The sequence below is a fragment of the Amycolatopsis sp. BJA-103 genome (assembly GCF_002849735.1).
In the GTDB taxonomy this organism is placed as follows: Bacteria; Actinomycetota; Actinomycetes; order Mycobacteriales; family Pseudonocardiaceae; genus Amycolatopsis.
Genome location: NZ_CP017780.1, coordinates 8,538,479 through 8,565,075 on the forward strand (window position 1 = coordinate 8,538,479; position 26,597 = coordinate 8,565,075).

General features: G+C 70.0%; 22 protein-coding genes. 19 read left to right on the forward strand and 3 right to left on the reverse strand.

All coding sequences use genetic code 11. The features are described from left to right. Positions 1 to 487 precede the first annotated feature (487 nt). The 9 genes from BKN51_RS38585 (at position 488) to BKN51_RS38625 (ending at position 10,865) form a co-directional block, all read left to right on the forward strand. Positions 488 to 2,317: a hypothetical protein gene (locus tag BKN51_RS38585; RefSeq protein WP_101613718.1), complete on the forward strand. Its 1,830-nt coding sequence runs from the start codon at positions 488 to 490 to the stop codon at positions 2,315 to 2,317. After that, positions 2,314 to 2,673: a hypothetical protein gene (locus BKN51_RS38590; RefSeq protein WP_101612250.1), complete on the forward strand. Its 360-nt coding sequence runs from the start codon at positions 2,314 to 2,316 to the stop codon at positions 2,671 to 2,673. Before BKN51_RS38585 ends, BKN51_RS38590 begins: the two co-directional genes overlap by 4 nt. 117 nt (positions 2,674 to 2,790) lie before the next feature. Further along, on the forward strand, positions 2,791 to 3,960 hold the full coding sequence (gene sucC, locus BKN51_RS38595; protein ID WP_101612251.1) for an ADP-forming succinate--CoA ligase subunit beta: 1,170 nt from the start codon (positions 2,791 to 2,793) through the stop codon (positions 3,958 to 3,960). Position 3,961: 1 nt separating this feature from the next. After that, on the forward strand, positions 3,962 to 4,849 hold the full coding sequence (gene sucD / locus BKN51_RS38600) for a succinate--CoA ligase subunit alpha (RefSeq protein ID WP_076163092.1): 888 nt from the start codon (positions 3,962 to 3,964) through the stop codon (positions 4,847 to 4,849). A 300-nt stretch (positions 4,850 to 5,149) separates the two neighbouring features. Then, a complete protein-coding gene (locus BKN51_RS38605; protein ID WP_101612252.1) occupies positions 5,150 to 5,980 on the forward strand; it encodes a DUF5336 domain-containing protein in 831 nt (276 codons plus the stop codon). Positions 5,981 to 6,123: 143 nt separating this feature from the next. Continuing rightward, positions 6,124 to 7,602: a cell division protein PerM gene (locus BKN51_RS38610; protein ID WP_101612253.1), complete on the forward strand. Its 1,479-nt coding sequence runs from the start codon at positions 6,124 to 6,126 to the stop codon at positions 7,600 to 7,602. Between the two features lie 76 nt (positions 7,603 to 7,678). Next, the gene (gene purN, locus BKN51_RS38615; RefSeq protein ID WP_101612254.1) at positions 7,679 to 8,296 is read left to right on the forward strand and encodes a phosphoribosylglycinamide formyltransferase; all 618 of its coding nucleotides are present in this window, start codon (positions 7,679 to 7,681) and stop codon (positions 8,294 to 8,296) included. Continuing rightward, complete coding sequence (gene purH / locus BKN51_RS38620; RefSeq protein WP_101612255.1) at positions 8,293 to 9,855, forward strand: bifunctional phosphoribosylaminoimidazolecarboxamide formyltransferase/IMP cyclohydrolase; 1,563 nt, start codon at positions 8,293 to 8,295, stop codon at positions 9,853 to 9,855. Before purN ends, purH begins: the two co-directional genes overlap by 4 nt. A gap of 209 nt (positions 9,856 to 10,064) precedes the next feature. After that, complete coding sequence (locus BKN51_RS38625) at positions 10,065 to 10,865, forward strand: hypothetical protein (protein ID WP_101612256.1); 801 nt, start codon at positions 10,065 to 10,067, stop codon at positions 10,863 to 10,865. Here the strand turns inward: BKN51_RS38625 and BKN51_RS38630 are convergent. Next, the gene (locus BKN51_RS38630; RefSeq protein WP_101612257.1) at positions 10,862 to 11,575 is read right to left on the reverse strand and encodes a hypothetical protein; all 714 of its coding nucleotides are present in this window, start codon (positions 11,573 to 11,575) and stop codon (positions 10,862 to 10,864) included. The two genes, BKN51_RS38625 and BKN51_RS38630, sit on opposite strands and share 4 nt — an antisense overlap. Before the next feature lie 179 nt (positions 11,576 to 11,754). Between BKN51_RS38630 and BKN51_RS38635 the strand changes: the two genes are divergently transcribed. From BKN51_RS38635 to BKN51_RS38645, 3 genes are read left to right on the forward strand one after another with little or no spacing between them, the layout of a single operon-like run. Continuing rightward, entirely contained in the window at positions 11,755 to 12,240 is a 486-nt protein-coding gene (locus BKN51_RS38635; protein WP_101612258.1) for a pyridoxamine 5'-phosphate oxidase family protein, read from the forward strand. 11 nt (positions 12,241 to 12,251) lie between these two features. Beyond that, positions 12,252 to 12,701, forward strand: coding sequence for a VOC family protein (locus BKN51_RS38640; protein ID WP_101612259.1), 450 nt, complete (start codon positions 12,252 to 12,254; stop codon positions 12,699 to 12,701). Between the two features lie 58 nt (positions 12,702 to 12,759). After that, complete coding sequence (locus BKN51_RS38645; RefSeq protein WP_101612260.1) at positions 12,760 to 14,106, forward strand: hypothetical protein; 1,347 nt, start codon at positions 12,760 to 12,762, stop codon at positions 14,104 to 14,106. Positions 14,107 to 14,110: 4 nt separating this feature from the next. On the opposite strand, the gene BKN51_RS38650 is transcribed toward BKN51_RS38645, so the two are convergent. Then, the gene (locus BKN51_RS38650) at positions 14,111 to 14,701 is read right to left on the reverse strand and encodes an HD domain-containing protein (RefSeq protein ID WP_101612261.1); all 591 of its coding nucleotides are present in this window, start codon (positions 14,699 to 14,701) and stop codon (positions 14,111 to 14,113) included. Positions 14,702 to 14,868: 167 nt separating this feature from the next. Here BKN51_RS38650 and BKN51_RS38655 point away from each other — a divergent pair, with 167 nt between their 5' ends. From BKN51_RS38655 to BKN51_RS38690, 7 genes are all read left to right on the forward strand, one after another. Next, on the forward strand, positions 14,869 to 15,582 hold the full coding sequence (locus tag BKN51_RS38655) for a hypothetical protein (protein WP_233223090.1): 714 nt from the start codon (positions 14,869 to 14,871) through the stop codon (positions 15,580 to 15,582). A gap of 14 nt (positions 15,583 to 15,596) precedes the next feature. Then, entirely contained in the window at positions 15,597 to 17,198 is a 1,602-nt protein-coding gene (locus BKN51_RS38660) for a DNA polymerase Y family protein (protein ID WP_101612263.1), read from the forward strand. Positions 17,199 to 17,395: 197 nt separating this feature from the next. Continuing rightward, positions 17,396 to 20,749: an error-prone DNA polymerase gene (locus tag BKN51_RS38670; protein ID WP_101612265.1), complete on the forward strand. Its 3,354-nt coding sequence runs from the start codon at positions 17,396 to 17,398 to the stop codon at positions 20,747 to 20,749. Positions 20,750 to 20,855: 106 nt separating this feature from the next. Beyond that, complete coding sequence (locus tag BKN51_RS38675; RefSeq protein WP_101612266.1) at positions 20,856 to 21,365, forward strand: hemerythrin domain-containing protein; 510 nt, start codon at positions 20,856 to 20,858, stop codon at positions 21,363 to 21,365. Between the two features lie 68 nt (positions 21,366 to 21,433). Then, positions 21,434 to 21,916 carry a VOC family protein gene (locus tag BKN51_RS38680; protein WP_101612267.1) on the forward strand — a complete coding sequence of 161 codons (483 nt, stop codon included), beginning with the start codon at positions 21,434 to 21,436 and terminating at the stop codon, positions 21,914 to 21,916. 139 nt (positions 21,917 to 22,055) lie between these two features. After that, entirely contained in the window at positions 22,056 to 23,123 is a 1,068-nt protein-coding gene (locus tag BKN51_RS38685) for a reverse transcriptase family protein (protein WP_233223091.1), read from the forward strand. 22 nt (positions 23,124 to 23,145) lie between these two features. Next, on the forward strand, positions 23,146 to 23,733 hold the full coding sequence (locus BKN51_RS38690) for a pentapeptide repeat-containing protein (protein WP_101612269.1): 588 nt from the start codon (positions 23,146 to 23,148) through the stop codon (positions 23,731 to 23,733). Positions 23,734 to 23,807: 74 nt separating this feature from the next. Here BKN51_RS38690 and BKN51_RS38695 read toward each other — a convergent pair whose 3' ends face one another. Next, positions 23,808 to 26,570 (reverse strand): TNT domain-containing protein, encoded by a 2,763-nt coding sequence (locus tag BKN51_RS38695; protein WP_168214493.1) that lies wholly within the window; start codon positions 26,568 to 26,570, stop codon positions 23,808 to 23,810. Between the last annotated feature and the right edge of the window lie 27 nt (positions 26,571 to 26,597).

A 26,597-nucleotide genomic window follows, 5' to 3' on the forward strand; every position in this document is an offset into this window, starting at 1 on the left:
TGTGAAGCCAAGACGGGGCCTTCCATGTTCGGGGAGTCGGATCAAGAGCCCGGGCGGGGGAACCCGGTGAACGACCTCGGGGGTGGTTCGTTCGGTGCTCTCATTCGTGATCTGACTGTAATGGGGACCTGGGGACAGTAACGAAGCGGCACCCCGATCAGCAAGATTTGACCGCCCTCTCGGCCGATCGGGCGACGATGATCTGGCCGTTATCCAGTGAAGATTACCCAAAGTTAGATGAGGTTTACTCGTAACCTTGTGATCTGCGTTACAAGATCAAGCGGCCATTCGGGGGTACCGGAGGGCCGGAAAGGAGGCAAACGAGGGAAATAACCGGTTGCCCGGTGATGTTGAAGGACGTTTGCCGCGATCCAGGCCTTCGGTGAGTGCACCGAGCGGTCCGGGGAGGTCCGGCCGAGTGCCGGTGAGGCCCGCGATCCCCCTGCTGGCGGGCCTGGGCGGGCCCGGCTTGCTAGCGTCGCCGTCGATGACTTCGCGCTCACGGCACCCCGATGACAACTCCGCCGGGCAGGCCGTCCCCGGGACCGCGTCCGCCGAACTTCTCCGGAGCGAACCGGGCGCCCGCCCGCGAGCGCTCGTGCTGTCGGCGGGACTGGTGTCGGCCGGAGCGGTCGCACTGGCCGCCGGCGCGCTGATGCCCGTCGTCCGGGGCGGTTCACCCGGGTTCACCGCCGCGCCGTTGCTGGTCGTGCTGGCCCTCGCGCCCGCGGTGGCCGTGCTCTACGCGGTGTCGACGGGACGTCCGGGACTCACGGCGGGACTGGTGCTCGGCCTGACCGCGCTCGCACCCGGACGGCTGCTGCTGGACCTGCAGTTGCTCGCGGACGGATCCCTCGCCGCACGGCCGGAACTGTTCCTCGCCGATCGCCTGCTCGCGTTGCCCCCGGCGGGGCCGGGGCTGTGGCCGCTGGTGGCCGGCCACCTCCTCACCCTCGCCGCCGGGGCGTTCGCCGCGGGGACCGCCCGCGACGAGGCCGAACTGGCGGGCGAGCTCGACGGATATCGCCGCTGGCGGCTGCTCGGGCCCGTGCTCGGCGTGGCGGGCGGGATCGGCCTGCTGCTCGCGCCCCTGGGTTCGGGCAACGCGTACCTCCTGGCCAAGAACGCCTTCGAGGGACCGACGGTCGCGATGGCCGGGTACCTGCTGCTCGCGGCCCTGCTGCCGCTGACCGTGCTCGTGGCGGTGAGTTCGCCCTCGGCCGGGGTCGGCAAGGGCGGGTTCGCGGGCGCGGGCTTGGCGGCGCTCGCGGTCGGGGTGCCGCCGGTGGTCGCGGGGCTGGTCGTGGACCGGCTCTCGGTCGCGCCGGGTTCGGTGCTGGTGATCGTCGCGGGCCTCGGGCTGTTCGGCCTGGCCTTCACCAGATTCGACGTCGCGGAAGCCGGTGAGGCGGTCACCGGTGACCTGGCAGGCGAGGCCAGGCTGCCAGGACTGTTCTGGTGGCGGCTGGCCACCGGCGGGCTGGCGCTGCTCGCCGCCGCGGCCGCGGTCGCGGCGGCGTTGACCCCGGTACTGGCGGCCAACGGTGAGACGCCCGTCCCGGAGACACCGTCGCGCTGGCTGCTGCTCGGCGCGGCCGTCGTGCTCGCCGTGCCCGCCCTGTTCGTGTTCGTGCCGCGGCTCTCGGCGTTCGCCAGGGGAGTCGTCGCGGCCACATGGGCCGGGGTCGTGCTCGCGGGGGCGGCCGTGCTGAGCGCGGCCTTGTCCGTGACCGAGGACAAGGCCGTCGATCCGGCACTGTTCGGCGTCGATCTGCCGCTGCCGTCGCCCGACAAGGTCGGCTACTCGGCGGGCCCGGGCGTCACCTGGACCTTCGTCGCGCTCGCGCTGGCGGCCGTCGCGGCGCTCGCCGCCGTGATCACCGGTGTGGTGGAGCGCGACGACTCGGACGACGGTGGAATGGACGAACCGCGAGCGAACGGCGCCGTGCTCACCCCGGTCGTCGCGGCGGCGGTGCTGGCGATCGCCGCGTTCGGCACGCCCGTGTTCACCGCGCCCGGCTACACCGCCCCGGGTCTGTGGTCGGACTTCGGCGCGGCGTCGTGGGGCCTGCTCGGCGCCCTCGCGGTCGTGCTCGGGCTGTACGCGCTCGTCGTGCGTTCGAGGCCGATCGCGGCCGCGGCCGCGTTGGCCGGTGCCGCGCTGGTGCTCGGCCTGCGCGCGGCGGAACTGCCGCTCGTCGGCTCGGAGTACGACGGCTCTTCGGCGGGGATCGGGTTCTGGCTCGCGCTGGGCGCCGCCGTCGTCTCCCTCGTCGCGGCCGGGATGGCCGTCGCGGGATCGCGGCGGTCCGAGTGACGCGCCGTCTCCTTCGCGTGGTGCTGGCCGAGTTCGGCGTCGAGGAAGGTTCGGCCGCCGTGCTCGGGCGACTGCTGCGCGACGACGGGGTCGAGGTCGTCTACGCCGGACGTCTCGACACCCTCGAGCACTTGGTCCGGACGGCCGAACAGGAGGATCCGGACATCCTCGGCGTCGTGCGAGGCGCGAGTGAGCCGGAGGGGCTCGCCGAAGCGCTCCCGGACGTCCTCCTCTTCGCGGTCGGTAACGGGCCGGGCCGGTTCGAGAACGCCTTCGAAAGCCTGGAAGAGGCGGCGAACTGGGTCTCCGGTGTGCGGTCTCACACCGTGGAAACACCGTCTGACCGCGTACGGTGACCGACTTCACCAGGTGCGGAGTCCCCTGCTTCTGCGCAGGTCGCTAACCTCGACTGGTCCGACAGCGCGGTCCGGCAACGGACCACCACAGTGGCGTGTCGTCAGGAGACTGGAGTAGTGGACCTCTACGAATACCAGGCGAGGGATCTCTTCGCCGCCCACGGAGTACCGGTTCTGCCGGGTGCCGTGGCAAACACCCCCGAAGAAGCCAAGGCCACCGCCGAGAAGATCGGCAACCAGGTCGTCATCAAGGCGCAGGTCAAGACCGGCGGCCGCGGCAAGGCCGGCGGCGTCAAGCTGGCCCAGACGCCGGACGAGGCCGCGGAAAAGGCCGAGGCGATCCTCGGTCTCGACATCAAGGGCCACATCACGCGTCGCGTGCTCGTGGCCGAAGCCTCGGACATCGCCGAGGAGTACTACTTCTCCTTCCTGCTGGACCGTGCGAACCGCACCTTCCTCGCGATGGCTTCGGCCGAAGGCGGCGTGGAGATCGAGCAGCTGGCCGTCGAGCGTCCCGAAGCGCTCGCGAAGATCCCGGTCGACGCGATCATCGGTGTCGACAAGGCGAAGGCCGTCGAGATCCTGACCGCGGGCAAGTTCCCGGAGAACGTGGTCGACGAGGCCGCCGACGTCGTCGTGAAGCTCTGGGAGACCTTCGTCTCCGAGGACGCGACGCTGGTCGAGGTCAACCCGCTGGTCCGTGACCCGCAGGACAAGATCATCGCCCTCGACGGCAAGGTCACCCTCGACGAGAACGCCTCGTTCCGTCAGCCGGGCCACGAGGCCCTGGTCGACAAGGACGCGGAGAACCCGCTCGAGGCGAAGGCCAAGGCCAAGGACCTCAACTACGTCAAGCTCGACGGCGAGGTCGGCATCATCGGCAACGGCGCGGGCCTCGTGATGTCCACTTTGGACGTCGTGGCCTACGCGGGCGAGAAGCACGGCGGCGTCAAGCCCGCCAACTTCCTCGACATCGGCGGCGGCGCTTCGGCCGAGGTCATGGCGGCCGGTCTGGACGTCATCCTCAACGACACCGACGTGAAGAGCGTGTTCGTCAACGTCTTCGGTGGCATCACCGCTTGCGACGCGGTCGCGAACGGTATCGTCGAGGCGCTGAAGATCCTGGGCGACGAGGCCACCAAGCCGCTCGTCGTGCGGCTGGACGGCAACAACGTCATCGAGGGTCGTCAGATCCTGGCCGACGCGAACCACCCGCTGGTCACCGTGGTGGACACAATGGACAACGCGGCCGACAAGGCCGCCGAGCTCGCCGCGGCAGGTGCGTGAGATGTCGATCTTCATCAACGAGAACAGCAAGGTCATCGTCCAGGGGCTCACCGGCTCCGAGGGCATGAAGCACGCGACGAAGATGCTGAAGTCCGGCACGAACATCGTGGGTGGCGTCAACGCCCGCAAGGCCGGCCAGACCGTCTCCGTCGAGGGCAAGGACCTCACCGTGTTCGGCACGGTCGAGGAGGCCATCAAGGAGACCGGCGCCGACGTTTCGGTCATCTTCGTGCCGCCGAAGTTCGCCAAGGACGCGGTCATCGAGGCGATCGACGCCGAGATCCCGCTCGCCGTGGTGATCACCGAGGGCATCCCGGTGCACGACTCGGCCTACTTCTGGGCGCACGCGGTCGCGACGGGCAACAAGACCCGCATCATCGGGCCGAACTGCCCCGGCGTGATCAGCCCCGGCAAGTCGAACGCGGGCATCATCCCGGCCGACATCACCGGTGCCGGCCCGATCGGTCTCGTGTCGAAGTCGGGCACGCTGACCTACCAGATGATGTACGAGCTGCGTGACATCGGTTTCTCGACCGGTGTCGGCATCGGCGGCGACCCGATCATCGGCACCACGCACATCGACGCCCTCGAGGCGTTCGAGGCGGACCCCGAGACCAAGGTCATCGTGATGATCGGCGAGATCGGTGGCGACGCCGAAGAGCGCGCCGCGGCCTACATCAAGGACAACGTGACGAAGCCGGTCGTCGGCTACGTCGCGGGCTTCACCGCGCCCGAGGGCAAGACGATGGGCCACGCCGGCGCCATCGTCTCCGGCTCCTCCGGCACGGCCGCCGCCAAGAAGGAGGCCCTCGAGGCCGCCGGTGTCAAGGTCGGGAAGACCCCGAGCGAGACCGCCGTCCTGGCGCGCGAGCTGTACAACAGCCTCTGATCCTTCGGAGACTGACGCATTCCCCGGCGGGCCGGGCGCCTCACCAGGTGCCCGGCCCGCCGACTTGCGTTTAGCCCCCTAATCGCGATCCGGCCACCGGAGCACGTTTAGCGGGCTAAACGCGAAATGGGCGTCGCCGAGGGGGTTCCGCGTGGAACCCGATCGGGTGTACAGACGTCTCAGAGCCCGAGGCGTGGGGTGACCGTGCGTGCGCTAGCGTTCGAGCATCACAGCCGCCTCGTTTGTCCCGGGAGTCCCGCGCGCCCCGGGGTGCCGGTCCAACGACAGGAGAGCATTCGGATGTCCTATCCCAGCGGTGGGCCCGGCTACCCCCAGCAGGGTGGCGGCCAGCAACCCCCTCAGCCCCACCCAGGCTCGGGAGCCTTCCCGCAGCAGCAGGCGCCGTCGTCACCGGCGAGCCCGCTGAACCTGGCGCTGCTGCTCGCGCTCGCCGTCACCGTCCTCGGCCTGGTGCAGTTCTTCATCGGCTTCTCCGACGAGGCCGACGCGGCCAAGGAGGTGTCGGTCTTCCTCCTGGTCTCCGGTCTGCTCGCGGCGCTGCACGCGTTGCCGCGCGGCCCGAAGACGCTGCCGTTCGCCGCGTTGTTCAGCGTTCTCGGCGCGTTCGGCGCGCTGGACCTGGTCATCGGCTACCCGACCGTCGACGGCGGGGAGGGCCGCCCGGAGGTCTCGCTTCCCGGCATCCTCACCGTGGTCCTGATCCTCGGCATCCTTCAGATGCTGGTCGCGGTCGCGGCGCTGCTGTTCGAGCACGACGTCCTCAAGCTGCCGGCCGCGAAGCCGCAGCAGCAGGCGCCGCAGGCCCCCTACAGCCAGCAGTTCCCGCAGCAGGGCCCGCAGGGTCCGTTCGGCCAGCCGGGTCAGCAGGGCCCGGCCGCCACCCAGGTCCAGCCGTTCCCCGGGGCGGGGCAGCAGCAGGGCCAGCCGCAGGGTGAGCCCTCCGGCCCGTTCGCGCAGCCGGGCGGGTTCCAGCCGCCGGTCACGCAGCCGCCGGGCCAGCAGGCCACGACGTACGCGCCGCAGCAGGGCCAGTTCTTCCAGCAGCCGCCGTCCTCGGAGCAGGGCCAGAACCCGGGCACGCCGCCGGGCGGGTTCGACCGGCAGAGCTGACCTCTCGCACGCAAAAGCACCCGCTGTGACTCTCCGTGTCACAGCGGGTGCTTTCGTTTCCGGGGTTACCCGACCGGGTGGGTTGGGCCACGCGCGCCACCCGATGGCGGCGTGCCTCACCCGGACGGCTCAGTCCGGATGTCATGGTGCGGATCATGAAGCTGCTCACCCGCGACGAACGCCCGCCGGGCGAAGAGCCGGTGAGCGACCTCGTCCCCGAGCCGGAGGTGTCCAGGGCCAAGCGGGTTCGGGTGTTGCTCGCCGCGGCCTGCGCGCCTTTGCTCTTCTCCTACACCGCCGTCGCGGCCGTACTCGCGGTGGTCGCGTTCACGGCCGACCGGTCCCGGTTCTCCGCCACCGGCGCGCTGCTCGCCGCCGGGCCGGGCTGGCTCGCCTCCTGGCAGGTGGAACTCGAACTCGCCGGTCATCCGCTCGGCGTGCTGCCGCTGCTGCCGACGCTCGTCGTCGGGTGGCTCGCGGCGAGGGCGGCCGCGCGGGCCACGCGCCGGATCGGCGGCCGGACCCCGGCGGACGCCGTCCCGGTGGTGACGGTGATAGCCGGGGCGCACGCGCTGTTCGGCGTGCTCATCGCCCTGCTGGCCGGCGGATCGCCGATCGGGGTCAACCCGCTGACCGCCTTCTGTGTGCCGGGACTCATCGCCGGGCTGGCCGCCGTCGCGGGAGTCGCCAAACGCTGCGGGCTTCCGGCCGCGGTGCGGGACCGGTTCGACCCGGTGGCCGTCCGAGGCCTGCGGGCGGGCGCGCTCGGTCTCGCCGCGATGATCGCCGGTGGCGCCGTGGTGTTCACCGCGGCCACCGCGCTCTCGTGGTCCACTGTGGACAGTCTGTTCGAGCCCGGTTTCGGTGCGAGCTTCGGTCTGTTCGCGCTTTCCGTGGCGTACCTGCCGAACGCGGTCGTCGCCGCGCTGTCCTTCACCACCGGGCCGGGGTTCTCGGTCGGTTCGCTGACCGTCGGCATGTTCGGCTACCGGGAGGGACAGCTGCCGGGGGTGCCGGTGCTGGCGGGGATCCCGTCGCACCACGCTGTCTGGTGGCCCGTGTTGCTGCTCCTGCCCGCGCTGGCCGGCGCGCTGGTCGGCTGGAAGATCCGCACGATCGACGAAGATCCGATGCTGCGGATGCGGGCGGTCGCCGTCGCGGGCGCGCTCGTCGCGTTCGGCTGCGTCGTCCTCGGGACCGTCGCCGGCGGCAGGCTCGGCGACGGGCCGTTCGACCCGGTCAGCGTGCCGGTCGGGGTCGCGTCGGTGATCGCCTTCTGCTGGATCGTCGTCCCCGGTGGTTTCGTCGCGTTCTTCGCCGGAGCACACGAGGCTCCCGAGCCGCCAGGGGAACCCGGCGCCGAAGACCTCGCCGAAGTCGAGGAGGAAGCCGTCGAGTCCGAAGAAGACGAAGCGGCTGACGAAACCGAAACCGACGTCGACGACGAATTCGATGACGAGGCCGAAGCGGAACTCGCCCGCGAGCTGGGTGAGGACGAAGACGAGCCCCCGGCGGAACCAGAGCCCGAAACCGAGCCCGAGCAGGACGGTGTCGTTGACGACGCTGTGACCGAGTCCACCGACGGGTCCGGCGACGAAAGCGCGCCCGGCGGCGACCGTTAGGGTTGTCGCGACCAGGTGAAGCGCCGTACGCCCGAGTGCGTACCGCCGTGGCAAGGAGCCCGTTCTGGCTAGTCGGTTGGATCTGCCCACTCCGGTGAAGCTCGTCGTCCTCGCGTCCGGTTCCGGCACGCTGTTGCAAGCCGTGCTCGACGCCGTCGAAAAGCCGAACTTCCCGGCGAAGGTGGTCGCCGTCGGAGCCGACCGCACCGGGATCGAGGCGCTCACGCGGGCCGAACGCGCCGACGTGCCGTCGTTCACCGTGCGGATGGCCGACCATCCGGACCGCGAGGCCTGGGACAAGGCGATCACCGAAGCCGTCGCCGCCTACCAGCCCGACCTGGTCGTCTCGGCGGGGTTCATGAAGATCCTCGGCGCCGAATTCCTCGCGCGGTTCCCCGGCCGCGTGATCAACACGCATCCGGCGTTGCTGCCGTCGTTCCCCGGCGCGCACGCCGTGGCCGACGCGCTGGCGATGGCCGTCAAGATCACCGGGTCGACGGTCCATTTCGTCGACGCCGGAGTCGACACCGGGCCGATCATCGCGCAGGAGCCGGTGATCGTGGAATCCGATGACGACGAACACGTCCTGCACGAGCGGATCAAGGCCGTGGAACGCAGGCTCCTGGTGGAAACGATCGAAAAGCTCGGCCGGAGCGGGTGCGCGGTCGAGGGACGAAAGGTGAGGTTTTCGTGAGTACCGCACAGGGACAGCGTCCCGTCCGGCGCGCGCTGATCGGCGTCTCGGACAAGGCCGGCCTGCTCGAACTCGCCACCGGGCTGCACGCGGCGGGTGTCGAGATCGTGTCGACCGGCGGCACGGCGAAGGTCATCGCGAACGCCGGGGTGCCGGTGACGCCGGTCGAAGAGGTCACCGGGTTCCCCGAGTCCCTCGACGGCCGGGTCAAGACGCTGCACCCGCGCGTGCACGCGGGCCTGCTCGCCGACCGTGACCGCCCGGAGCACGTCGAACAGCTCAAGCAGCTCGACATCGCGCCGTTCGACCTGCTCGTGGTCAACCTGTACCCGTTCACGCAGACCGTCGCCTCGGGCGCGAGCCCGGAGGACTGCGTCGAGAACATCGACATCGGCGGCCCGGCGATGGTGCGCGCGGCGGCGAAGAACCACAGCAGCGTCGCCGTCGTGGTCGACCCGTCCCGCTACGGCTGGGTGCTGGAGCGCGTCGCCGCCGGTGGTTTCGAGCTGGCCGACCGCAAGCGGCTCGCCGCCCAGGCCTACGCGCACACCGCGGCGTACGACACCGCCGTCGCCGCGTGGTTCGCCAACGTCTACGCGCCCGCGGACGACTCCGGTTTCCCGGACTTCACCGGCGCGACCTGGGAACGCGGCGACGTGCTGCGCTACGGCGAGAACCCGCACCAGAAGGCCGCGCTGTACAAGCACTGGCGTCCTGGCCTCGCGCACGCGGAACAGCTGCACGGCAAGGCCATGTCGTACAACAACTACGTCGACACCGACGCCGCGCGCCGCGCCGCCTACGACTTCGAGGCTCCGGCCGTCGCGATCATCAAGCACGCCAACCCGTGCGGGATCGCCGTCGGCGAGGACATCGCCGAGGCGCACCGGAAGGCACACGCCTGCGATCCGGTTTCGGCCTACGGCGGGGTGATCGCGACCAACCGGCCGGTGAGCCGCGAGGCCGCCGAGCAGATCTCCGAGGTGTTCACCGAGGTCGTCCTGGCCCCGGACTTCGACGCCGAGGCACTGGAGATTCTGCAGCGCAAGAAGAACGTGCGGCTGCTGAAGCTGCCCGCGATCACGGCGCCGGATCCGATCGAGTTCCGGCCGATCTCCGGCGGCGTGCTGGTGCAGACCGTCGACACGATCGCCGCCGAGGGCGACGACCCGGCGAACTGGACGCTGGCCACCGGCGCGGCCGCCGACGAGCGGACGCTGGCCGACCTCGAGTTCGCGTGGCGTTCGCTGCGCGCGGTGAAGTCGAACGCGATCCTGCTGGCGAACGACGGCGCGACCGTCGGCGTCGGCATGGGCCAGGTCAACCGGGTCGACTCCTCGCGGCTCGCGGTCTCGCGGGCGGGAGACCGGGCGAAGGGCGCCGTCGCCGCTTCGGACGCCTTCTTCCCGTTCCCGGACGGGCTCGAGGTCCTGCTGGAGGCCGGTGTCCGCGCCGTCGTCCAGCCGGGCGGCTCGATCCGTGACGCCGAGGTCATCGCCGCCGCCGAGGCCGCCGGGGTCACCCTGTACCTCACCGGTACGCGCCACTTCGCTCACTGACGTCAAAGCGCCTTTAGCGGGCTAATCGCGATCCGACCGATCGCGTTTAGCCCGCTAAACGCGTTCCGGGGGCAAGCCGGTCGCCTTCGATTCGGTGGGCTGACCTCATCGGCCACCCGCGCCCCGGGCCGCCGTGCCATGCTGGCCGCGTGTCGCCTTTAGCGGGCTAATCGCGACGCGCGCGTACGCGAGGATCGCTAGGAGGATCGGTGCACCAGCCGCCGCAGGGGTACGGCCAGGGACCGGGTCAGGGTCCGCCACCTGGGCAAGGAGGCCAGCCGGGCTACGGGCAGCAGCCGGGTTACGGCCCGCCTCCGGGGTACGGCGCACCCGGTGGTCCGGGATACGGTCCGCCGCCCGGGTACGGCCCGCCGATGCCGGGTTACGAGCAGCCGCCCAAGAAGAAAAAGACCGGGCTGATCGTCGGCCTGATCGTGGGCGGCGTGGTGCTGCTCGGACTGGGCATCCCCGGCGGCATCTTCGCGTCGGAGTACTACTCGTCGGTCGGCAAGGCGCCGGTCTCCGAGCAGCCGCCCACCGAGTGCAAGGTCTCCCCGGAGGCCCTGAACAAGACGGTCACCAACAGCTTCCAAGGCACCCGCGAGAACGAGATCAAGGCCGGTGACATCGTCACCAAGCAGGTCGGCTGCTCCTGGTCGGCGCCGGACGGCGACAACGTCCACGACCGCACCCTCCAGGTCATGGTCTACCGCCACGAAGGAACGGACGCCCAGGAGCGGGCGGCGAAGTCCTCCGTCGGGTCGGCCGCGCCGTCCGAGCGCCAGCAGCAGGTGCAGGGGATCGGGGAGAAGGCGGTTCTCGTCTCCCTGGACACCGACAGTGCCTTCAGTGGCGCCGAGCTGCGGTTCACCCAGGGCGTGTACGTCGTCCTCGTCACCTACAAGGGCTGGGACAAGGGGTTCTTCACGAACTCGCCGATCCCGCCCGCGGAGTCCGCCGAAGCGGCGAAGTCCGTCGGCGCCGAGCTCGCGAAGAACCTGCCCCGCTAGGCGTACAGGCCGGCCAGCCAGGCCGTCCACGCCTTCTCGGCCTTGTCCGCGTCAGCGTCTTCGGCGAACAGGTGATGGCCGATGCCGACAGGCCAGCCCCAGGCGTTCCGGCCGTAGAAGCGGTACAGCGCGTCCTCGGTCCGGACGCCGATGAATTCCGGCGTCAGGTAGTCGACGACGCCTTCGACGGTGCCGGCGCCCGGCACCTCGAAGCGCACCTGATCGCCCGCGACCGTCGCGCCGATCGCTACCCGCACGGCCTCGAACGCCTCCGGTGCCGTCGACGCTTCGAGCGCGTCGGCCTTGAAGTACTTCGCCTGACGCCGGTTGAAGTGCGTCAGGTATTCGCTCAGCGAGTGGTAGTAGAACGCCGTGTGCCGCTCGCACGCGTCGTAGTCGACGTCCCAGTCGTCGAAGACGGTGGTGTGCTCGTAGCGCAGGTACGTGCCGCCGTCCTTCGGCTCGAGGACGTACTCGAGGGTGTTGAACCAGCCCTTCTCGTCTTCGGCATAGGTGACGAAGCGTTTCGACGGTTTCCAGACGGTCACCATGCCGCCGTTCGGGGTGAGGCCGGATTCGGTGCCGCCGTCGCGCGGCTCGTACCGGATCGGCCAGAGCCATCCGCCGCTGCCCGTGGTGATCGCGGCCCAGGTGTCGGCGGGTGTGGTGGGCATCAAGCCCTCGAAGCGGACCTCGGATTCCTTCGCCATGACTGTCCTCTCTCGTGTGCCTTCATAGAGGCGACGCCTGGCCAGGGGCGCTTTCGACAACGGATCGCGTTTAGCCCGCTAAAGGCGATGTGACGCGGGTCACATTCTGGGGTGTCGAAGTGCGGAGGACGGCGGCGTCCCTGGGGCGTCCGCGAAGACAGCGACCCGAGGAGAGCGACATGCAGCAGAACACGATCGACGAGATCCTGAACCGCCCGCTCAGCCAGGAGCTCCTGGCCCGGGACCTGGCCCGGCTGGCCTACACCGCGCTCGACGGCACGCCGCGGTCGATCCCGATCGGCATCCACTGGAACGGCAAGGAGATCGTCATGTGCACCCCGACGAACGCGCCGAAACTGCCGTCGCTGCGCCGCAACCCCGCCGTCGCCCTGACCATCGACACCGAATCGCACCCGCCGAAGATCCTGCTCCTCCGCGGCACCGTCGAGCTGGACTACGTCGACGGCATCCCCGACGAGTACATGCAGTGGAGCGGCACCTACGAGATGACGCCCGAGCAGCGGGTCGAGTGGGAGAAGCAGGTGCAGTCGCTCTACGACGGCATGGTCCGGATCGTGGTGACCCCGACCTGGGTCAAGCTCATCGACTTCGAAACGACCTTGCCCACCGCCGTCGAAGAGCTCATGCGCCGTCAGAGCGCCTGAAAGGAACTGTCATGGCACTCAAGAAACTGGAACACGTCGGTGTCGTCGTCCACGACCTCGAAGCGGCCAAGGGGTTCTTCGTCGCACTCGGTCTCGAACTGGAAGGCGAGGCGTCGCTCGAGGGTGACACGGTCGATCGCCTCACCGGGTTGAAAGGGGTCTTGACGAACATCGCGGTGCTGCGGCCACCGGACGGCCAGGGCGGTGTGGAGCTCATCAAGTACCGGACGCCGTCCGGTCGGGCAGACGATTCGCGCGCTCCGATGAACACTCCCGGCATCCGTCACTTCGTGTTCTCCGTGGAGGACATCGAGGACGCCCTCGAGCGGTTGCGGCCGCACGGCGCCGAACTCGTCGGTGAACTGGTCCAGTACGAGGACAGCTACCGGCTCTGCTACGTCCGCAGCCCGGAGGGGATCGTCGTCGAATTGGCGGAAGAGCTCGTACGTCGGGAGGCGTAGGCGAGAAGCCGCGTCTCGACGGATTCCCGCGAAGCTTTGCGCTGCCAGCATTTCCGGCATGACGTTGACAGGAATCCTGGCCGCCGCGCTGATCGTCACCGGCGCGCCAGCCCTCACCGCGGACGACGTCCGTGTCCACACCGGAGCGATCGACGGCGCCCAGTACCGGGTCGAGGTGCCGTCGAACTGGAACGGCAAGCTCCTGCTGTACAACCACGGGATCTACCCGCCGGGCTACGTTCCCGAAGAGATCGAGCTCGCCAACCGGCCGGAGGCCAAGCCCGTCCTCCTCGGCGAGGGGTACGCGCTGGCCGCGTCGCTCTACAGCAAGCCGAACGGCTTCTCCGCCCGGGAAGCCGTTCACGATCAGACGGCGTTGCTGTCCTGGTTCGACCGCAACGTCGGACGCCCGGCGCAGGTACTCACCTGGGGAGCTTCCGGTGGCGGGCTCAACGCGGTACTGCTGTCCGAGCGGCTCCCGCACCGGATCGACGGCGCGCTGGCGATGTGCGGTCCGGTCGCCGGTGGCTCCGCGTTGTTCGGTCAGGCGCTGGACCTCGGGTTCGCGGTCCGGACGCTGCTGGCGCCCGAACTCGAGATCGTCCGTATCGCCGACCCGCGGGCGAACCTCGCGAAAGCCCATCAGGTGATCGCGGAGGCGCTGGAATCACCCGGTGGACGGGCGCGGCTCGCCCTCGCCAACGCGTTCGCCGACGCCCCCGGCTGGTCGACGGCGCACCATCCCCGCTCCACGGACGTCACCGAGCAGATCCGCCAGCAGACGAAGTTCGTCCAAGCGGTCTACGACCAGCTTTCCTGGGGCGATCACCGCGCCGATCTGGAGAAGCAGGCCGGCGGCAACCCGACCGGGAACACCGGAGTGGATTACCGCGGCCTGCTCGCTCGGTCGAGCGAACGTGACCTCGTGAAGCAGGCCTACCGCGCCGCGAGCCTGGACCTCGGCGCCGATCTGGCCAAGCTCGCCGCCGCGCCCCGCGTCAAGGCCGACCACGCCGCCGCCCGGCTGCTCGACCGCATCGGGACGCCGACGGGACGCGGCCACCAGCCGATCGTCACGCTGCACCCGATCGGTGACGGCGTCGCCCCCGAACACGAGCGGACCTATGGCGACCGCGTCGATCCCGCCCGGATCCGGCAGGTTTTCGTGAACCGGGGCGGTCACTGTCAGCACACCGCGGCCGAGGAGCTGACGGCGTTGCGCTTGCTGCGGGATCGCGTCGAGACCGGTCGCTGGCCGTCCACGTCACCGGAGCGGTTGAACGCCGAGGCGAGCCGGTTCGGGCCGGAGTTCCACTTCCTCTACGACTGGCTGCACGGCGAGCCGGGCACTTCCGCGCCCGCTTTCCGGCGCCATCACCCGGCCCCGCTGCCTCGCGTGGCCTGACCGATCAGCCGTCGACGGGGTGGCGCGCCTGGAAGGCGAGCCTCCCGTCGGCGTCCGCCGCGATCCGGTCGAGCAGGTCGTCCAGCGCCATGAAGACCTCCCACGGCGACTGTCCACTCGCGACGGTCAGGCGGTCGACCAGCAGCTGTTCGAGATCCTCGACCCGCTTCGCCTTCCATATCTTGTCCGCGATGCTGACGAGCAGATCCTCGACGCCGACGTCTTCGCCCCAGGCGGCGTGCGTTCGCGCGAATCGAGCCCGCTCTTCGCTGATTCCTTGGGTCAGAAGGAGTTCGTGGCCCGCCTGCTCATGTGCGGAGCCGGGGCCGGACAACTCCCCGGGGTGGACGGTCTTGCCGATGTCGTGGACGGCGGCGCCGAAAAGGGCCGCTTCGCGGTCGAGGTCCACCGCCGGAAACTCCTTCTCCAGCCAGTCGGCCAGCGTGCGGGCCACGTCGTGGACCGCCCGCAGATGGGCGGCGAGCCGAGGGGGAGCGGCCAACTGCTCCAGCAGGGCGGCGACCTCGTCCGGCAGCGGACGCAGCGGTGGTTCGCCGGGGTCGGACAGCGCGCGGCGCAAGGCTTCCGAGGACATGGCGTCCAGGATGACAGGTCCGGTGACGGTTCCCTCATCGCTTGACAACCGCTGCGCCGACCGGTGTACTGGAGACATCGAACAGGCGTTCGATGTGCCGCCTTCCCCGTGGCACCCTCAAACCGTCCACAAAGGACGGTTCAGGTGTCGTGGGGAGGCGAGGTCCGGTGACAGCGGAGGTGGTCGAAGCACGGGCCTTGCCGTTGGCGAGGCTGGCGGCTTTGCCAGGAGTGAGCACGGCCAGTGGCGTGGCTTCCGCGGCCGAACACGCGAGGACGACGGGAAGGGTGCTCCCGGTGTCCGCGGCGTTGTCCGGTCTGCTGCCCGCCGCGGGGCTCCGGCGCGGGAGCACCGTTTCGGTGCTGGGGTCCACGTCATTGATGCTCACCCTGCTCGCCGCCGCCACCGCCGGCGGTGCGTGGGCGGTCGCGGTCGGCCTGCCCGCGCTCGGGGTGGTCGCCGCCGCGGAACTCGGGGTCGAGGTGGGCAGGCTCGCGCTGGTCCCCCGTCCCGGTGCCGAGTTCCCGGCGGTGACCGCGGCCTTGCTCGACGGCTTCGATCTCGTGGTCGTCGGTCCGGGGCTCACCCGGCCCGACGTGGCGAGACGGCTGTCCGCCCGCGCGCGCAACCGTGGTTCGGTGCTGCTTTCGCTGGGTTCCTGGCCCGGTGCGGAGGTCGAGCTGAGCTGCCGTCGCGCGCGCTGGACGGGCTTCACCGGCGGCGGCTCGGGCTACCTGCGGACCCGTGAGGTCGAGGTGCGGGCCGGTGGCCGGGGTGCGGCCGCCCGGCCGATGTCGGCGCTGCTGCGGTTCCCCGGCGAGGGCGAAGTCGAGAAGGCCGACTTCCCCACCGCGACCGCGGCGAGGTGGGGGACGGCGTGAACCCACCTGTACGCATGCTGGTGCTGTGGTGCCCGGACTGGCCCGCGGTCGCCGCCGCGGCCGTCGCGGGCGAGCCCGTCGGCCGTCCGGCCGCGGTCTTCTCGGCGAACCGCGTGGTCGCCTGCACTGCGGTGGCCAGGGGATTCGGCGTCCGTCGCGGGATGCGGCGGCGCGAGGCCCAGTCGTCTTGCCCGGATCTGGCGGTCTTCGGTGAGGACGACGGCCGTGACGCCCGGCTCTTCGAGTCCGTCGCGCAGGCGGTGGAGGAGCTGGCGGTCGGCGTCGAGGTCGTCCGCCCGGGGATCGTCGCCGTCCCGGTCGACGGCGCGGCCGGTTACTTCGGCGGCGAGCACGGTCTCCTCGAAAGGCTGGTCGACGAGGTGTCCGTGGCGGCGGGGGTGGAATCTCAGGTCGGCGTCGCCGACGGCCTGTTCGCCGCGACGCTCGCCGCCCGCCGCTCGACACTGGTCGAGCCGGGTGAGACCGCGGATTTCCTCGCCCCGTTGCCCATTCGAGAGCTCGATCAGCCCGAAGCGGGGCGAACCGAGCTGGTCACCTTGCTCCGGCAGCTGGGACTTCGCACGCTGGGTGCTTTCGCGGCGCTCGGCGAAAGCGACGTCTCCGCGCGTTTCGGGACGGAGGGCGTCCTCGCTCACCGGCTGGCACGAGGGCGGTCCGAACGTCCACCGCTGCGCCGCCGTCCACCACCGGAACTCTCGCTCGCGAAGGCGTTCGACCCGCCGATCGACAGGGTCGACGCCGCCGCGTTCGTGGCGAAAGGGCTCGGTGAGCGCTTCCATGCCGGGCTCGCCGCGCACGGGCTGGCCTGCACTCGCCTCGGCATCTACGCCACCACCGAGACCGGCGAACAACTGGGCAGAGTGTGGCGCTGCGCCGAACCGCTGACCCCGTCCGGCGTCGCGGACAGGGTGCGCTGGCAGTTCGAAGGCTGGCTGAAGGTCCGGGACACCTCGGCGCGGCCCCGATCCGGCGTCGTGCGGCTGCGGCTGGAGCCGGAGGAGACCGTCGAGGGCCGGTCGCTGCAGCTCGGGTTGTGGCAGGCAGGTGCGGCAGGCGCGCTGCGTCCGTCCACAGAGGACGAAGGCCTGTCCGGCGAGCGCGCCGCCCGCGCCCTGGTGCGGGTGCAGGGGTTGCTCGGCCCGGAGAGCGTCTTCACCGCGGTGCTCGACGGCGGCCGCGATCCCGCCGAGCGTGTCCGGCTGGTGCCGTGGGGCGACAGACGGGAGCGGTCCGCGCAAGCGGACGCGAACTGGGCCGGACGGCTCCCGTCGCCCTCCCCGGCGACGGTGTTCCCCCGGCCGGTGCCCGCCCAGGTACTGGACGAACACGGGAGCGTCGTGGAGATCACCGCGCGGCGCCGGGTCACCGCCACACCGTTCCTCGTGAGCTTCGAGGGCGGTGAGCCGCGCCAGGTCCTCGCCTGGGCGGGGCCGTGGCTGGTCGGCGTCCGGGCCGGGGCGGGCCATGCGCGGTCGGGGACCCGGATCCGGTTGCAGGTGCTGCTGGCCGACGGGCCGGACGCGGAGGAGGCGGTGCTGCTCCGCTTCGAACACCACGAAAACCCGATGTGGACGCTGGAAGGGAAGTACGACTGACCATGGACGAGGAGTACACGCGGCTGGTGCGGCGGTGGCTGGAGGAACCGGCCATCCCGGTACAGCGTGCCGAGCAGTGTCAAAGCGCTCTCGGCGGTAAAGAGTGCCTCGAACGAAACACGGCTTGGGCGGCGTGCGTCCCGCGAGCGGAAGTGTTCGTCCCCCCGCCTAGACGCTCGATCGAGAATCGGTGACCGATGGGCTGGAACAACCCTCCGAAGCCGTGGAAGGATCTCGCCCGCGAACTCGCGGGCGAGGTCCAGCCCGGCGACGGCGGTGACAGCCCCGCCTGGAGCGCCAAGCGGGAGGGCTACGAGCGTCCCCCCGACTTGACGGGGCAGATCGGCGAAGACGACGGGGCCACCGCGCGCCGGGTGCCGTACGCCGAACTGCACTGCCATTCGAACTTCAGCTTCCTCGACGGGGCGAGCCATCCCGAGGAACTGGTGGAGGAGGCCGCGCGGCTGGGCCTGGACGCGATCGCCCTCACCGATCACGACGGCATGTACGGCGTGGTGCGCTTCGCCGAAGCGGCGAGAGAACTGGGCGTGCACACCGTCTTCGGCACGGAGCTCAGCTTCGGCCTGTCCGGACCGCAGAACGGGTTCGCCGATCCCGAAGGCGAACACCTTCTCTTGCTGGCCAAGAAACAGGACGGCTACCTGAGCCTGAACCGCGCGATCACCGCCGGACAGCTGTACGGCTTCGACAGGGAATACTTGTCGCCCAAGGAAAGAGCCGAGAAAGGCAGGCCGGTCTACGACCTGCGCGCGGTCGCCGAAGAGGTCAGCGGGAAGTGCGTCGTGCTCACCGGCTGCCGCAAGGGCGCGGTGCGCAAGGCCCTCGTCGCCGGAGGTCCCGTCGCGGCGGTGGAGAAACTGAAGGAACTCATCGACTGCTTCGGCCGGGAGAACGTCTACGTCGAACTCATCGACCACAGCCTCCCCTTGGACAGCACGCACAACGACCTGCTGAGCGAGATGGCCGCGGAGTTCGGGCTGCCGACGGTGGCGACCACGGCGGCGCATTACGCGCGGCCGGAGCGGGCCCCGCTCGCCGACGCGCTCAGCGCGATCCGCGCCCGGCGGGGCCTGGAGGACATGGAGGGCTGGCTGCCCGCCGCGGGGACGGCGTTCCTGCGGTCGGGGGAGGAGATGGCCGAGATCTTCGCGCGGTATCCGGGCGCGGTGCAGCGCGCGGCGCTGCTCGGCCGGGAATGCGCGTTCGAACTGCATCACATCGAACCGAAGCTGCCGCCGTTCGACGTTCCGGCGGGGTACACCGAAGCGTCCTACTTGAAGGAACTCACTCTCAAGGGCGCGAAGGACCACGAGAAGAACAAGACCGCCGAGTACCGCCGAAAAGCCCGGAAGCTGATCGCGCACGAACTGGAGATCATCGAAAAGCTGGGCTTCCCCGGCTACTTCCTGATCGTCTGGGACATCGTGCGGTTCTGCCGGGAGAACGACATCCTCTGCCAGGGCCGGGGTTCGGCCGCGAATTCCGCGGTCTGTTACGCGCTCGGCATCACCAAGGTCGACGCCGTGCGCTACGGACTGCTCTTCGAACGGTTCCTCGCCCCCGACCGCGACGGTTATCCGGACATCGATCTCGACATCGAATCCGACCGCCGCGAAGAGGCGATCCAGTACGTCTACGAAAAATACGGGCGGCTGAACACCGCGCAGGTGGCGAACGTGATCACCTATCGGGCGCGGTCCGCGGTCCGGGACGCGGCGCGGGCACTGGGGTATTCACCCGGCCAGCAGGACGCGTGGAGCAAGCAGATCGACCGCTGGGGTGCGTTGCGGTCGACGGAGAAGGATCACGATCACGACATTCCCGGCGAAGTCGTCGAACTCGCTTGCGCGCTCGAAGACTTCCCCCGGCATCTCGGCATTCATTCCGGCGGCATGGTGATCTGCCAACAGCCGGTGAGCGAGGTGGTGCCGATCGAATGGGCCAGGATGGAGAACCGCAGTGTCGTGCAGTGGGAGAAGGACGACTGCGCCGCCGCGGGACTGGTCAAATTCGATCTGCTCGGACTCGGGATGTTGTCGGCCCTGCACTATATGATAGATCTGGTTCACGACCACAAAGGGGAAGAGGTCGACATCTCCGAATTGGATCTCAAGGATCAGAACGTCTACGAAATGCTCTGCCGTGCCGACGCGATCGGCGTTTTCCAAGTGGAGAGCCGCGCGCAGCTGGCCACCCTGCCTCGCTTGCGCCCCAAGAAGTTCTACGACCTCGCGGTCGAGGTCGCGCTCATCCGGCCCGGTCCGATCCAGGGCGGTTCGGTGCATCCCTACATCCGGCGAAAGAACGATCAGGAGAAATGGGATTTCGACCATCCGAAACTGGAGAACGCGCTGAAGAAGACCCTCGGCGTCCCGTTGTTCCAGGAGCAGATGATGCAGATCGCCCTCGACGTCGCCGATTTCACCCCGGCGGAGGCCGATCAGTTACGGCACGCCATGGGTGCGAAGCGTTCCGAGCAGAAGATGGAACGGCTCAAACGCCGATTCCTCGAAGGTGCGGCGAAGCACGACATCGGTGAGGAGCTCGCGGAGAAGATCTTCGGCAAGCTCAAGGCGTTCGCGAATTTCGGTTTCCCGGAGAGTCACGCGCTGAGTTTCGCCCTGCTGGTGTTCGCGAGCGCGTACTTCAAGTACTACCACCCGGACGCGTTCCTGGCCGGTTTGCTGCGCGCGCAGCCGATGGGGTTCTACTCGCCGCAGTCGCTGGTCGCCGACGCGCGGCGGCACGGGGTGAAGGTGCTCGGCCCCGACATCAACGCGAGCCTCCCGCACGCGACGCTGGAACCCTTGCCGGAAGGGGGAGAACTGCTCGCCGTGCGGGGTGGCCTGTCCACCGTGCGGATGATCGGCGAGAACCTGGCGAAGGAGATCGTCGAAGAGCGAGAGCGCGGCGGCCCGTTCGCGGATCTGCCCGAGGTCGCCCGGCGGGTGCGGCTGACCAAACCTCAGGTCGAGGCGCTGGCCACGGCAGGCGCGTTCGGTTGTTTCGGCGAGAGCAGGCGGAGCGCGCTCTGGGCGGCGGGCGCGGTCGCCGACGAAAGCCTGGAGAAACTCCCCGGTCTCGCCACCGGGGTCAAGGCACCGATGTTGCCGGGGATGGACGAAATCGACGTCGCGGCCGCGGATGTCTGGGCGACCGGGGTGTCGCCGGACAGCTTCCCGACCCAGTTCATCCGGGAGAGCCTCGACGAACTCGGCGTCGTCACGGCGGCGGGCCTGCGCGAGGTCCCACACGGCACGCGGGTGCTGACCGGTGGCGCGGTGACCCATCGCCAGCGGCCGGCGACCGCGGGCGGCGTCACCTTCATGAACCTCGAGGACGAGACGGGGATGATCAACATCATCTGCACGATGGGGGTGTGGCAGCGCTATCACCGGGTCGCGCGCGGCAGTCCGGCGCTGCTGATCCGGGGTGTGGTCGAGCGCACCGGGGAGGTGGTGAACGTCCTCGCCGAACAGATCCGGCACCTGCCGCTGCGGATCACCGCCAAGTCCCGTGACTTCCACTGACCTCACTTGACGGCCCGGCGGTGGCCGTGCTGTAGTTCGATCAACGTCGCAGTGCACCCGGCAAAGAGACCGTCGTGGGCGCGGAGGCGTCGGACCATGGGAAATCATGGAAACCCCTTCTTCATCGAACGGCCGGTTGACGGCGTTCGGAAATCAACTCGTTCAGGTTCACAACTGGCTGCGTAAAGAGCTGGCCAGGCTGCACGACGACCTCGGCTCGGTCGCGGACGGGCGTGCCGAGCGGCTGCGCGATCTCCGCGCGCATTGCCTCACCTTCTGCTCGGCGCTGACCAGGCATCACACCGGGGAGGACGGCGGCGCTTTCCTTGTGCTGGCGGAGAAATTCCCCGAGTTGCGGCCGACGCTCGAAGAGCTCGCACACGACCACGACGTCATGTCCGGGATCATCGAGCGGCTCGAAGAACTGGTCGGCGGCGTCGGCCCGGCGTCGAGCCCGGCCGAGATCCTGCACGTCCAGCGGGAACTCGACGGCCTCACGGCGATCATGGAGACGCATTTCCGGTACGAGGAGAAGCGCATCGTCGAGGCGCTCGACTCCCTGGACATGCCGGAGTGGCGGGACGCGAAGCCGTCGTTTCTGCTGAAATCTCATTAGGACAAGATCTGTCCTATACGCCCTTTAGCGTTCTTCTCAACGCACCACGACGACTGAGGAGACCCCTGATGAGCAACCCGATCCCCGCCGGCTACCACTCGGTCACCCCGTGGATCATCTCGCGCGACACCGCGGGCATGATCGACTTTCTCAAGCGGGTCTTCGACGCCGAGCCGATGGGCGAACCGGTGTACGTCGAGGGCGGCAAGATCGGGCACGCCGAGGTTCGCGTCGGCGACTCGGTCGTCATGCTGTTCGACGCGCAGGACGACTGGGTCGAGACCCCGGCGTACCTGCGGCTCTACGTCGAGGACAGCGTGGAGACACAGCGCCGGGCCGTCGAGGCGGGCGCCGAAGAGGTCACGAAGCAGACCGAGCTCTTCTTCGGCGACCGCGTCGGCCGGGTCCGTGACCCGTTCGGCAACCTGTGGTGGATCCAGACCCGGCTGGTCGACCTCGACTTCCCCGAGATGGAACGCCGCATGAACGACCCGAAGTTCGTCGAGGCCATGCGGTACGTCTCGGGTTCGAAGATCATTCCGAGTCGCTGAAGTCGGTAGGGTGGTGACAGCGACGCGGAGGTGAGCCGGTGGATCACCACCCACTCCGGGGCAACCCCGGGGAGCACGACGACAGCGAGACACGGCGCCCCGCGCGAGCTCGGCATGCTTCGCGTACGGGTCCGCGCGGATGACAGGAGAAAAAGTCACCTCCGCGTCGCTCCTCGGGCCGATGCCGGTCTGGCGGTGGCAGGTGGCCCGCTGGGCGACCTTCGACGACTGCGCCGCCGCGCTCGACCTGACGACCGGTGAACTCTCGTGGTTCGCCGACACGAAGGGCTGGAACCGGCGCGCGGTCGATCCGGTCCGGCACTACGGCCACCGGTGGATCCCGACCGCTTCGGGCGGGGTGCGGCTCATCGAGCGGCCGAAGCCGCGGCTCGCCGAACTGCAGCGGCGGATCCTGCGGCACGTCGTCGAGGCGCTGCCGGTGCACGAGGCCGCACACGGGTTCCGGCGCGGACGTTCGGGGATGTCGTGTGCCACCCCGCACGCCGGCCGGGAGACCGTGGTCAGGATGGATCTCGAAGGGTTCTTCCCGGCGGTGTCCGCGCGCCGGATCTCGGCCCTGCTCGCGCTCGCCGGGTACCCGCCCGCCGTGGCGGAAGCCCTCGCGGGCGTCCTCACCACGGCCTCCCCGCCCGACGTTCTCGCCGCCGTGCCCGAGGGGCGGCGGGATCCCGCGCGGGTGCGGTTGCTGAGGAACCTGGCGGCCACGCATCTGCCGCAAGGCGCGCCGTCCTCGCCCGCGGTGGCGAACGCGGTCACGCATCATCTGGACCGGCGGCTGGACGGTCTCGCACGGTCACTGGGCGCGGCCTACACGCGGTACGCCGACGATCTGGCGTTCTCCGGGGATTCCCTGCCGTTGCACCGGTTGCTGCCCGGCGTCCGGCGGATCGTGACCGACGAGGGCTTCCGGCTGCGGGACGACAAGACGTCGATCGCGGGCGCACACCAGCGGCAACGGGTCGCGGGCCTGGTGGTCAACAGCGCGCCCGCCGCGACGCGCGCCGACTACGACGCCCTGCGCGCGCTGCTCCACAACTGCGTCCGGACCGGGCCGGAGGCGCAGAACCGGGCCGCGCATCCGGACTTCCGCGCCCATCTGCTCGGCCGCATCGGCTGGATCGCTACGTCGTCGGGGGCGCGGGCGGCGAAGCTGCGCGCGTTGTTCGACGGGATCACCTGGGCTTGAGCGGGTATGCGATCCTGAACGGGTGATCGAGACCGCGGAAGACTACCGAGAAGCCGTCCTTTCCCAGCAATGGTGGGAAAAACGCAGTTTCGTCGGCTGTGACTTCACCGAGGCCGACCTGCGCGGGCTGCGCACCCAGGGCTGCACCTTCGACCAATGCGACTTCACCAAGGTCGACTTCGAGGGCTCGCGCCACGAGGCGTCGGCGTTCCGGTCCTGCACCTTCGACCGCAGTGTGCTCGCCGGTACCAGGTGGAGCTCCTGTTCGATGCTCGGATCGTCCTTTGTAGACTGCCGATTTCAGAAGGTCGCGTTCACCGAATGCGATCTCTCGCTGGTCTCGCTGAGCCGCAACCGACTGTCCAAAGTGGATCTCTCCGGGCTGCGGCTGCGCGAGGCCAACCTGACCGAGGCGGACCTCACCGGCGCAGATCTGCGCGGCGCCGACCTCACCGGTGCCCGGCTGGCCGGAGCGAAACTCGAAGGTGCCGACCTGCGCGGAGCGCGGATCGACGCCAACGGCCTGGTGCAGGCGAATCTCGCGGGCGTCCACGTCGACACCGAGACCGCGGTGGCCTACGCCGCCGCACACGGCCTCGTCATCCACTGACCCCCTGAACGCTATGAAAGGCCCGTTACTTGCAAATTTTGCAAGTAACGGGCCTTTCATAGCACGAGAGGTGACTAGTCGATCGGCGGTTCGCCCGGGTCCAGCTCGATGAGGTCGCCCTCGGCGAGCAGCTCCTCGATGGACGCCGGCAGCAGGTACGCCGACCCGCCACCGGGCTGGTTGAACCACGGGATCGCGACACCGGCCAGCGCTTCGAGCGGACGTTGCACGCGGTACACGTGATACGGCCGGTTCACCCACTCCGGCACGAGCGAGCGCTCCTCGAACGGTGTCCCGGCCGCATAGGTCAGGTTGCCGTTCGGGCCACCGAAGCGGTCCAGCTCGCTGCCCGCGGGCAGCTCACGCAGTTCCTTGCCGCGGAACAGCGTCAGTGGCGGCTCACCGTTGAGCGGCGAGATCGGCCAGTTCTGCTTGGCGTCGGGAGGTCCGGCCGCCGAGACCTGCGGGCGGGCCGGCTCCTCGCGCCGCATCGGCGGCGGCGGCGGAGGCGGCGTCACCGGCGGTTCGCGCCGGGGCGGGGCGGGCGGCGGGCTCGCCAGCGCCGGGTTCGGCGGCCGCACCGGAGGCGCGGGCGGGACCGGTGCGGGGGCGGGCTCGTCGTCCAGATCGTCCCCGAGCAGCTCCTCTGCCGTCGTGAACGCCGTCTGCTCCTGTGCCGGGATCGACTCCCGCGGCGGCACCGGATGCGAACCGGTCGCGATCTCGGGGGAGAGCGTCGTCAGCACGGGCCGGGCCGGAGCCGGAGCCGGAGGCGGCTCCTCGACCGGCTGCTCCTCGACAGCGGCAGGCTCGTCGAAGTGCGGCTCGTCGGCGGGCGGAGCACCGTTCGGGTTCAGCAGGACCTTGCCGAGCATGAACGCGGCCGCATCCTCGGCGTCGCCGAACACCGCCGGGTTGGTCAGCTTCCCGTCGTACCAGCCGACCCGCCAGCCGCCGCCGTCCACCTGCTCGACGCTCCAGCCGTGCTCCGCGGGGCCGCCGATGCGGTAGACGTCTTCGGGTACGTCGAGGTCGTCGAACTTCGACTGCAGCTCGTTCAGCACCGGCACCGGGTGCTCGTCGCGGCGAGGCCGCTCCGGCGCGGCGCGGCGCGGGGCTTCTTCACGCTGCGGTTCGGGCTCAGGGCGGGACACGGGGGCGGTAGCAAAGGTCCCCCGCTCCTGCTGTGGGCCGTCGACCTGCGTGACCTCGGAGTCCGAGAGCGGAGGAACGTCGGGCTCCGCGTCGTGCGTCAGGAGGGGCAGCTCAGGACCGGCGTCGGCCTGCTCGACGGGCGTGTAGCCGGTGGTCGCCTCCAGCTCGGGGGGCGTGTACGGCTGGTTCTCCTCCTGCGGGGGGTACGCGTCCTGAGCTTCCTCGCGAGGCTGCTCGTAGGCGTCGACCTGCGGGGCCCGCGCGTACGTGGTGGCCTCCGGGTCGGCGACCTGAGGCTCCGGCTCGGGCTCCGCGTGCTGATGCGGCGCGTCGTCCTGCCGGGCCTCGTCGGTGTACGCGTCCTGTTCGGACTCGCGGAACGGCGCCTCTTCGTGCGCGTACTGGTCCTCGTAGCCGGCTTCGTACTGCTGCTCGGCGGCGGCTTCGTGGAAGTCCTGCGCCTGGTAGTCCTGGGTGTCGTAGTCCTCTTCGTACCGCTGGGCCTGCTCGGCCTGGTCCGGAACGCTCGCCTCGGCCGCGGGAACGGCCGCCGCGGCGGCGACCGGTGCCGCTGCCGCGGCCGCCACCACCGCGGGGTCCGGGCCCGGCTGATGCGGCGGCGGGACGGGCGGCTGAGCGGCCTGGATCGGGCCGGGACCCGCGGGACCGTTGGGTCCCGGCTGACCGGGACCGCCCTGGTTGACCGCGGGCTGCTGCTGCGGCACGGGCCCGTTCGGTCCTGGGCCGTTCTGCGAGAGGCCGTTCTGGGGCGGGCCCTGCGGAGGCGGGCCCCCGGGCCCACCCGGGCCGCCGTTGGGGCCACCCGGGCCGTTGGGGCGCTGCTGCGGGGGCGGATTCCCCCGGGTGAGGTACCCCGCGGCGGCCTGCAGTGTCGGGTCGTCGACCTCCGGCAGCGTGAAGCCGTTCTGCCGGACGTGGTCGATCAGGTCGAGTTCCGGCGAAACGCCGTACTCGCGCAGGTAGAAGTTGACGGCGGCGGGCCAGATCCACTGTCCGTCGCTGTGGAAGGCGACCGGGACGGTGGCCTCGGGGGTCTGCGCGAGCCTGTCGATGTCGTAGCCGCGCTCGGTGACCACCAGCGGCGCGTGGTCGAGGTATTCGAGCAGCCTGTCCTGCTCCTCGATCTCCAGGTCGGGCCGGTTGATCACCGGACGCCCGGCCGGGCCGATGGTGTCGAAGATGCGGGCGATGCGGAAATGCGGCCCGGGCTGCTCGGGGCTGAGGCCGGACATGCGCCGGATCAGCCATTCGGGCACGTTCTCTTCGGAGCGGGGGAACATGCGCAGTTCGTCGGAGAGTGCCTGCGGAGGCGGCGCGAGGCGCCACTGGGGCTCGTCTCGGTTGTACTCGAGGTTGTAGCTGGACGGGTGATCGAGCTGGTACCGGGCGTTGAACCAGGTGCCGCGGCCGTCGCGGTACATCCCGGCACGCAGCCTGCCGAACAGCGTCGCGATGTCGTGGGTCGCGACCCACTCGTGCGCGGTGCCGTCCTCGGTGATGATCTCGCCGGTCATCTCGTGGTACCTGCCGACGGCTCGGTACTCGGCGGTCACCTTCCGCCAATCACGAGGCGCGGCCCGCAGCAGGGCGAGGCCGATCTGCTTGACCAGGGTGTCCTGCTCGGTCGCGTTCAGCTGAGTCGTCGGTTGTGCCACGGTCACATTTTGACCGTATCCGCGCTCGTGTGC

What these genes read in the sequence shown, in the direction of transcription:
- BKN51_RS38635 (WP_101612258.1), top strand. Translation starts at nt 11,755, where the DNA reads ATGCAGCAGAACACGATCGACGAGATCCTGAACCGCCCGCTCAGCCAG.
- BKN51_RS38585 (WP_101613718.1), top strand. Translation starts at nt 488, where the DNA reads ATGACTTCGCGCTCACGGCACCCCGATGACAACTCCGCCGGGCAGGCC.
- BKN51_RS38640 (WP_101612259.1), top strand. Translation starts at nt 12,252, where the DNA reads ATGGCACTCAAGAAACTGGAACACGTCGGTGTCGTCGTCCACGACCTC.
- sucD (WP_076163092.1), top strand. Translation starts at nt 3,962, where the DNA reads ATGTCGATCTTCATCAACGAGAACAGCAAGGTCATCGTCCAGGGGCTC.
- BKN51_RS38670 (WP_101612265.1), top strand. Translation starts at nt 17,396, where the DNA reads ATGGGCTGGAACAACCCTCCGAAGCCGTGGAAGGATCTCGCCCGCGAA.
- BKN51_RS38680 (WP_101612267.1), top strand. Translation starts at nt 21,434, where the DNA reads ATGAGCAACCCGATCCCCGCCGGCTACCACTCGGTCACCCCGTGGATC.
- BKN51_RS38630 (WP_101612257.1), bottom strand. Translation starts at nt 11,575, where the DNA reads ATGGCGAAGGAATCCGAGGTCCGCTTCGAGGGCTTGATGCCCACCACA.
- BKN51_RS38660 (WP_101612263.1), top strand. Translation starts at nt 15,597, where the DNA reads ATGCTGGTGCTGTGGTGCCCGGACTGGCCCGCGGTCGCCGCCGCGGCC.
- BKN51_RS38610 (WP_101612253.1), top strand. Translation starts at nt 6,124, where the DNA reads ATGGTGCGGATCATGAAGCTGCTCACCCGCGACGAACGCCCGCCGGGC.
- BKN51_RS38645 (WP_101612260.1), top strand. Translation starts at nt 12,760, where the DNA reads ATGACGTTGACAGGAATCCTGGCCGCCGCGCTGATCGTCACCGGCGCG.
- BKN51_RS38650 (WP_101612261.1), bottom strand. Translation starts at nt 14,701, where the DNA reads ATGTCCTCGGAAGCCTTGCGCCGCGCGCTGTCCGACCCCGGCGAACCA.
- BKN51_RS38685 (WP_233223091.1), top strand. Translation starts at nt 22,056, where the DNA reads ATGACAGGAGAAAAAGTCACCTCCGCGTCGCTCCTCGGGCCGATGCCG.
- BKN51_RS38675 (WP_101612266.1), top strand. Translation starts at nt 20,856, where the DNA reads ATGGAAACCCCTTCTTCATCGAACGGCCGGTTGACGGCGTTCGGAAAT.
- BKN51_RS38605 (WP_101612252.1), top strand. Translation starts at nt 5,150, where the DNA reads ATGTCCTATCCCAGCGGTGGGCCCGGCTACCCCCAGCAGGGTGGCGGC.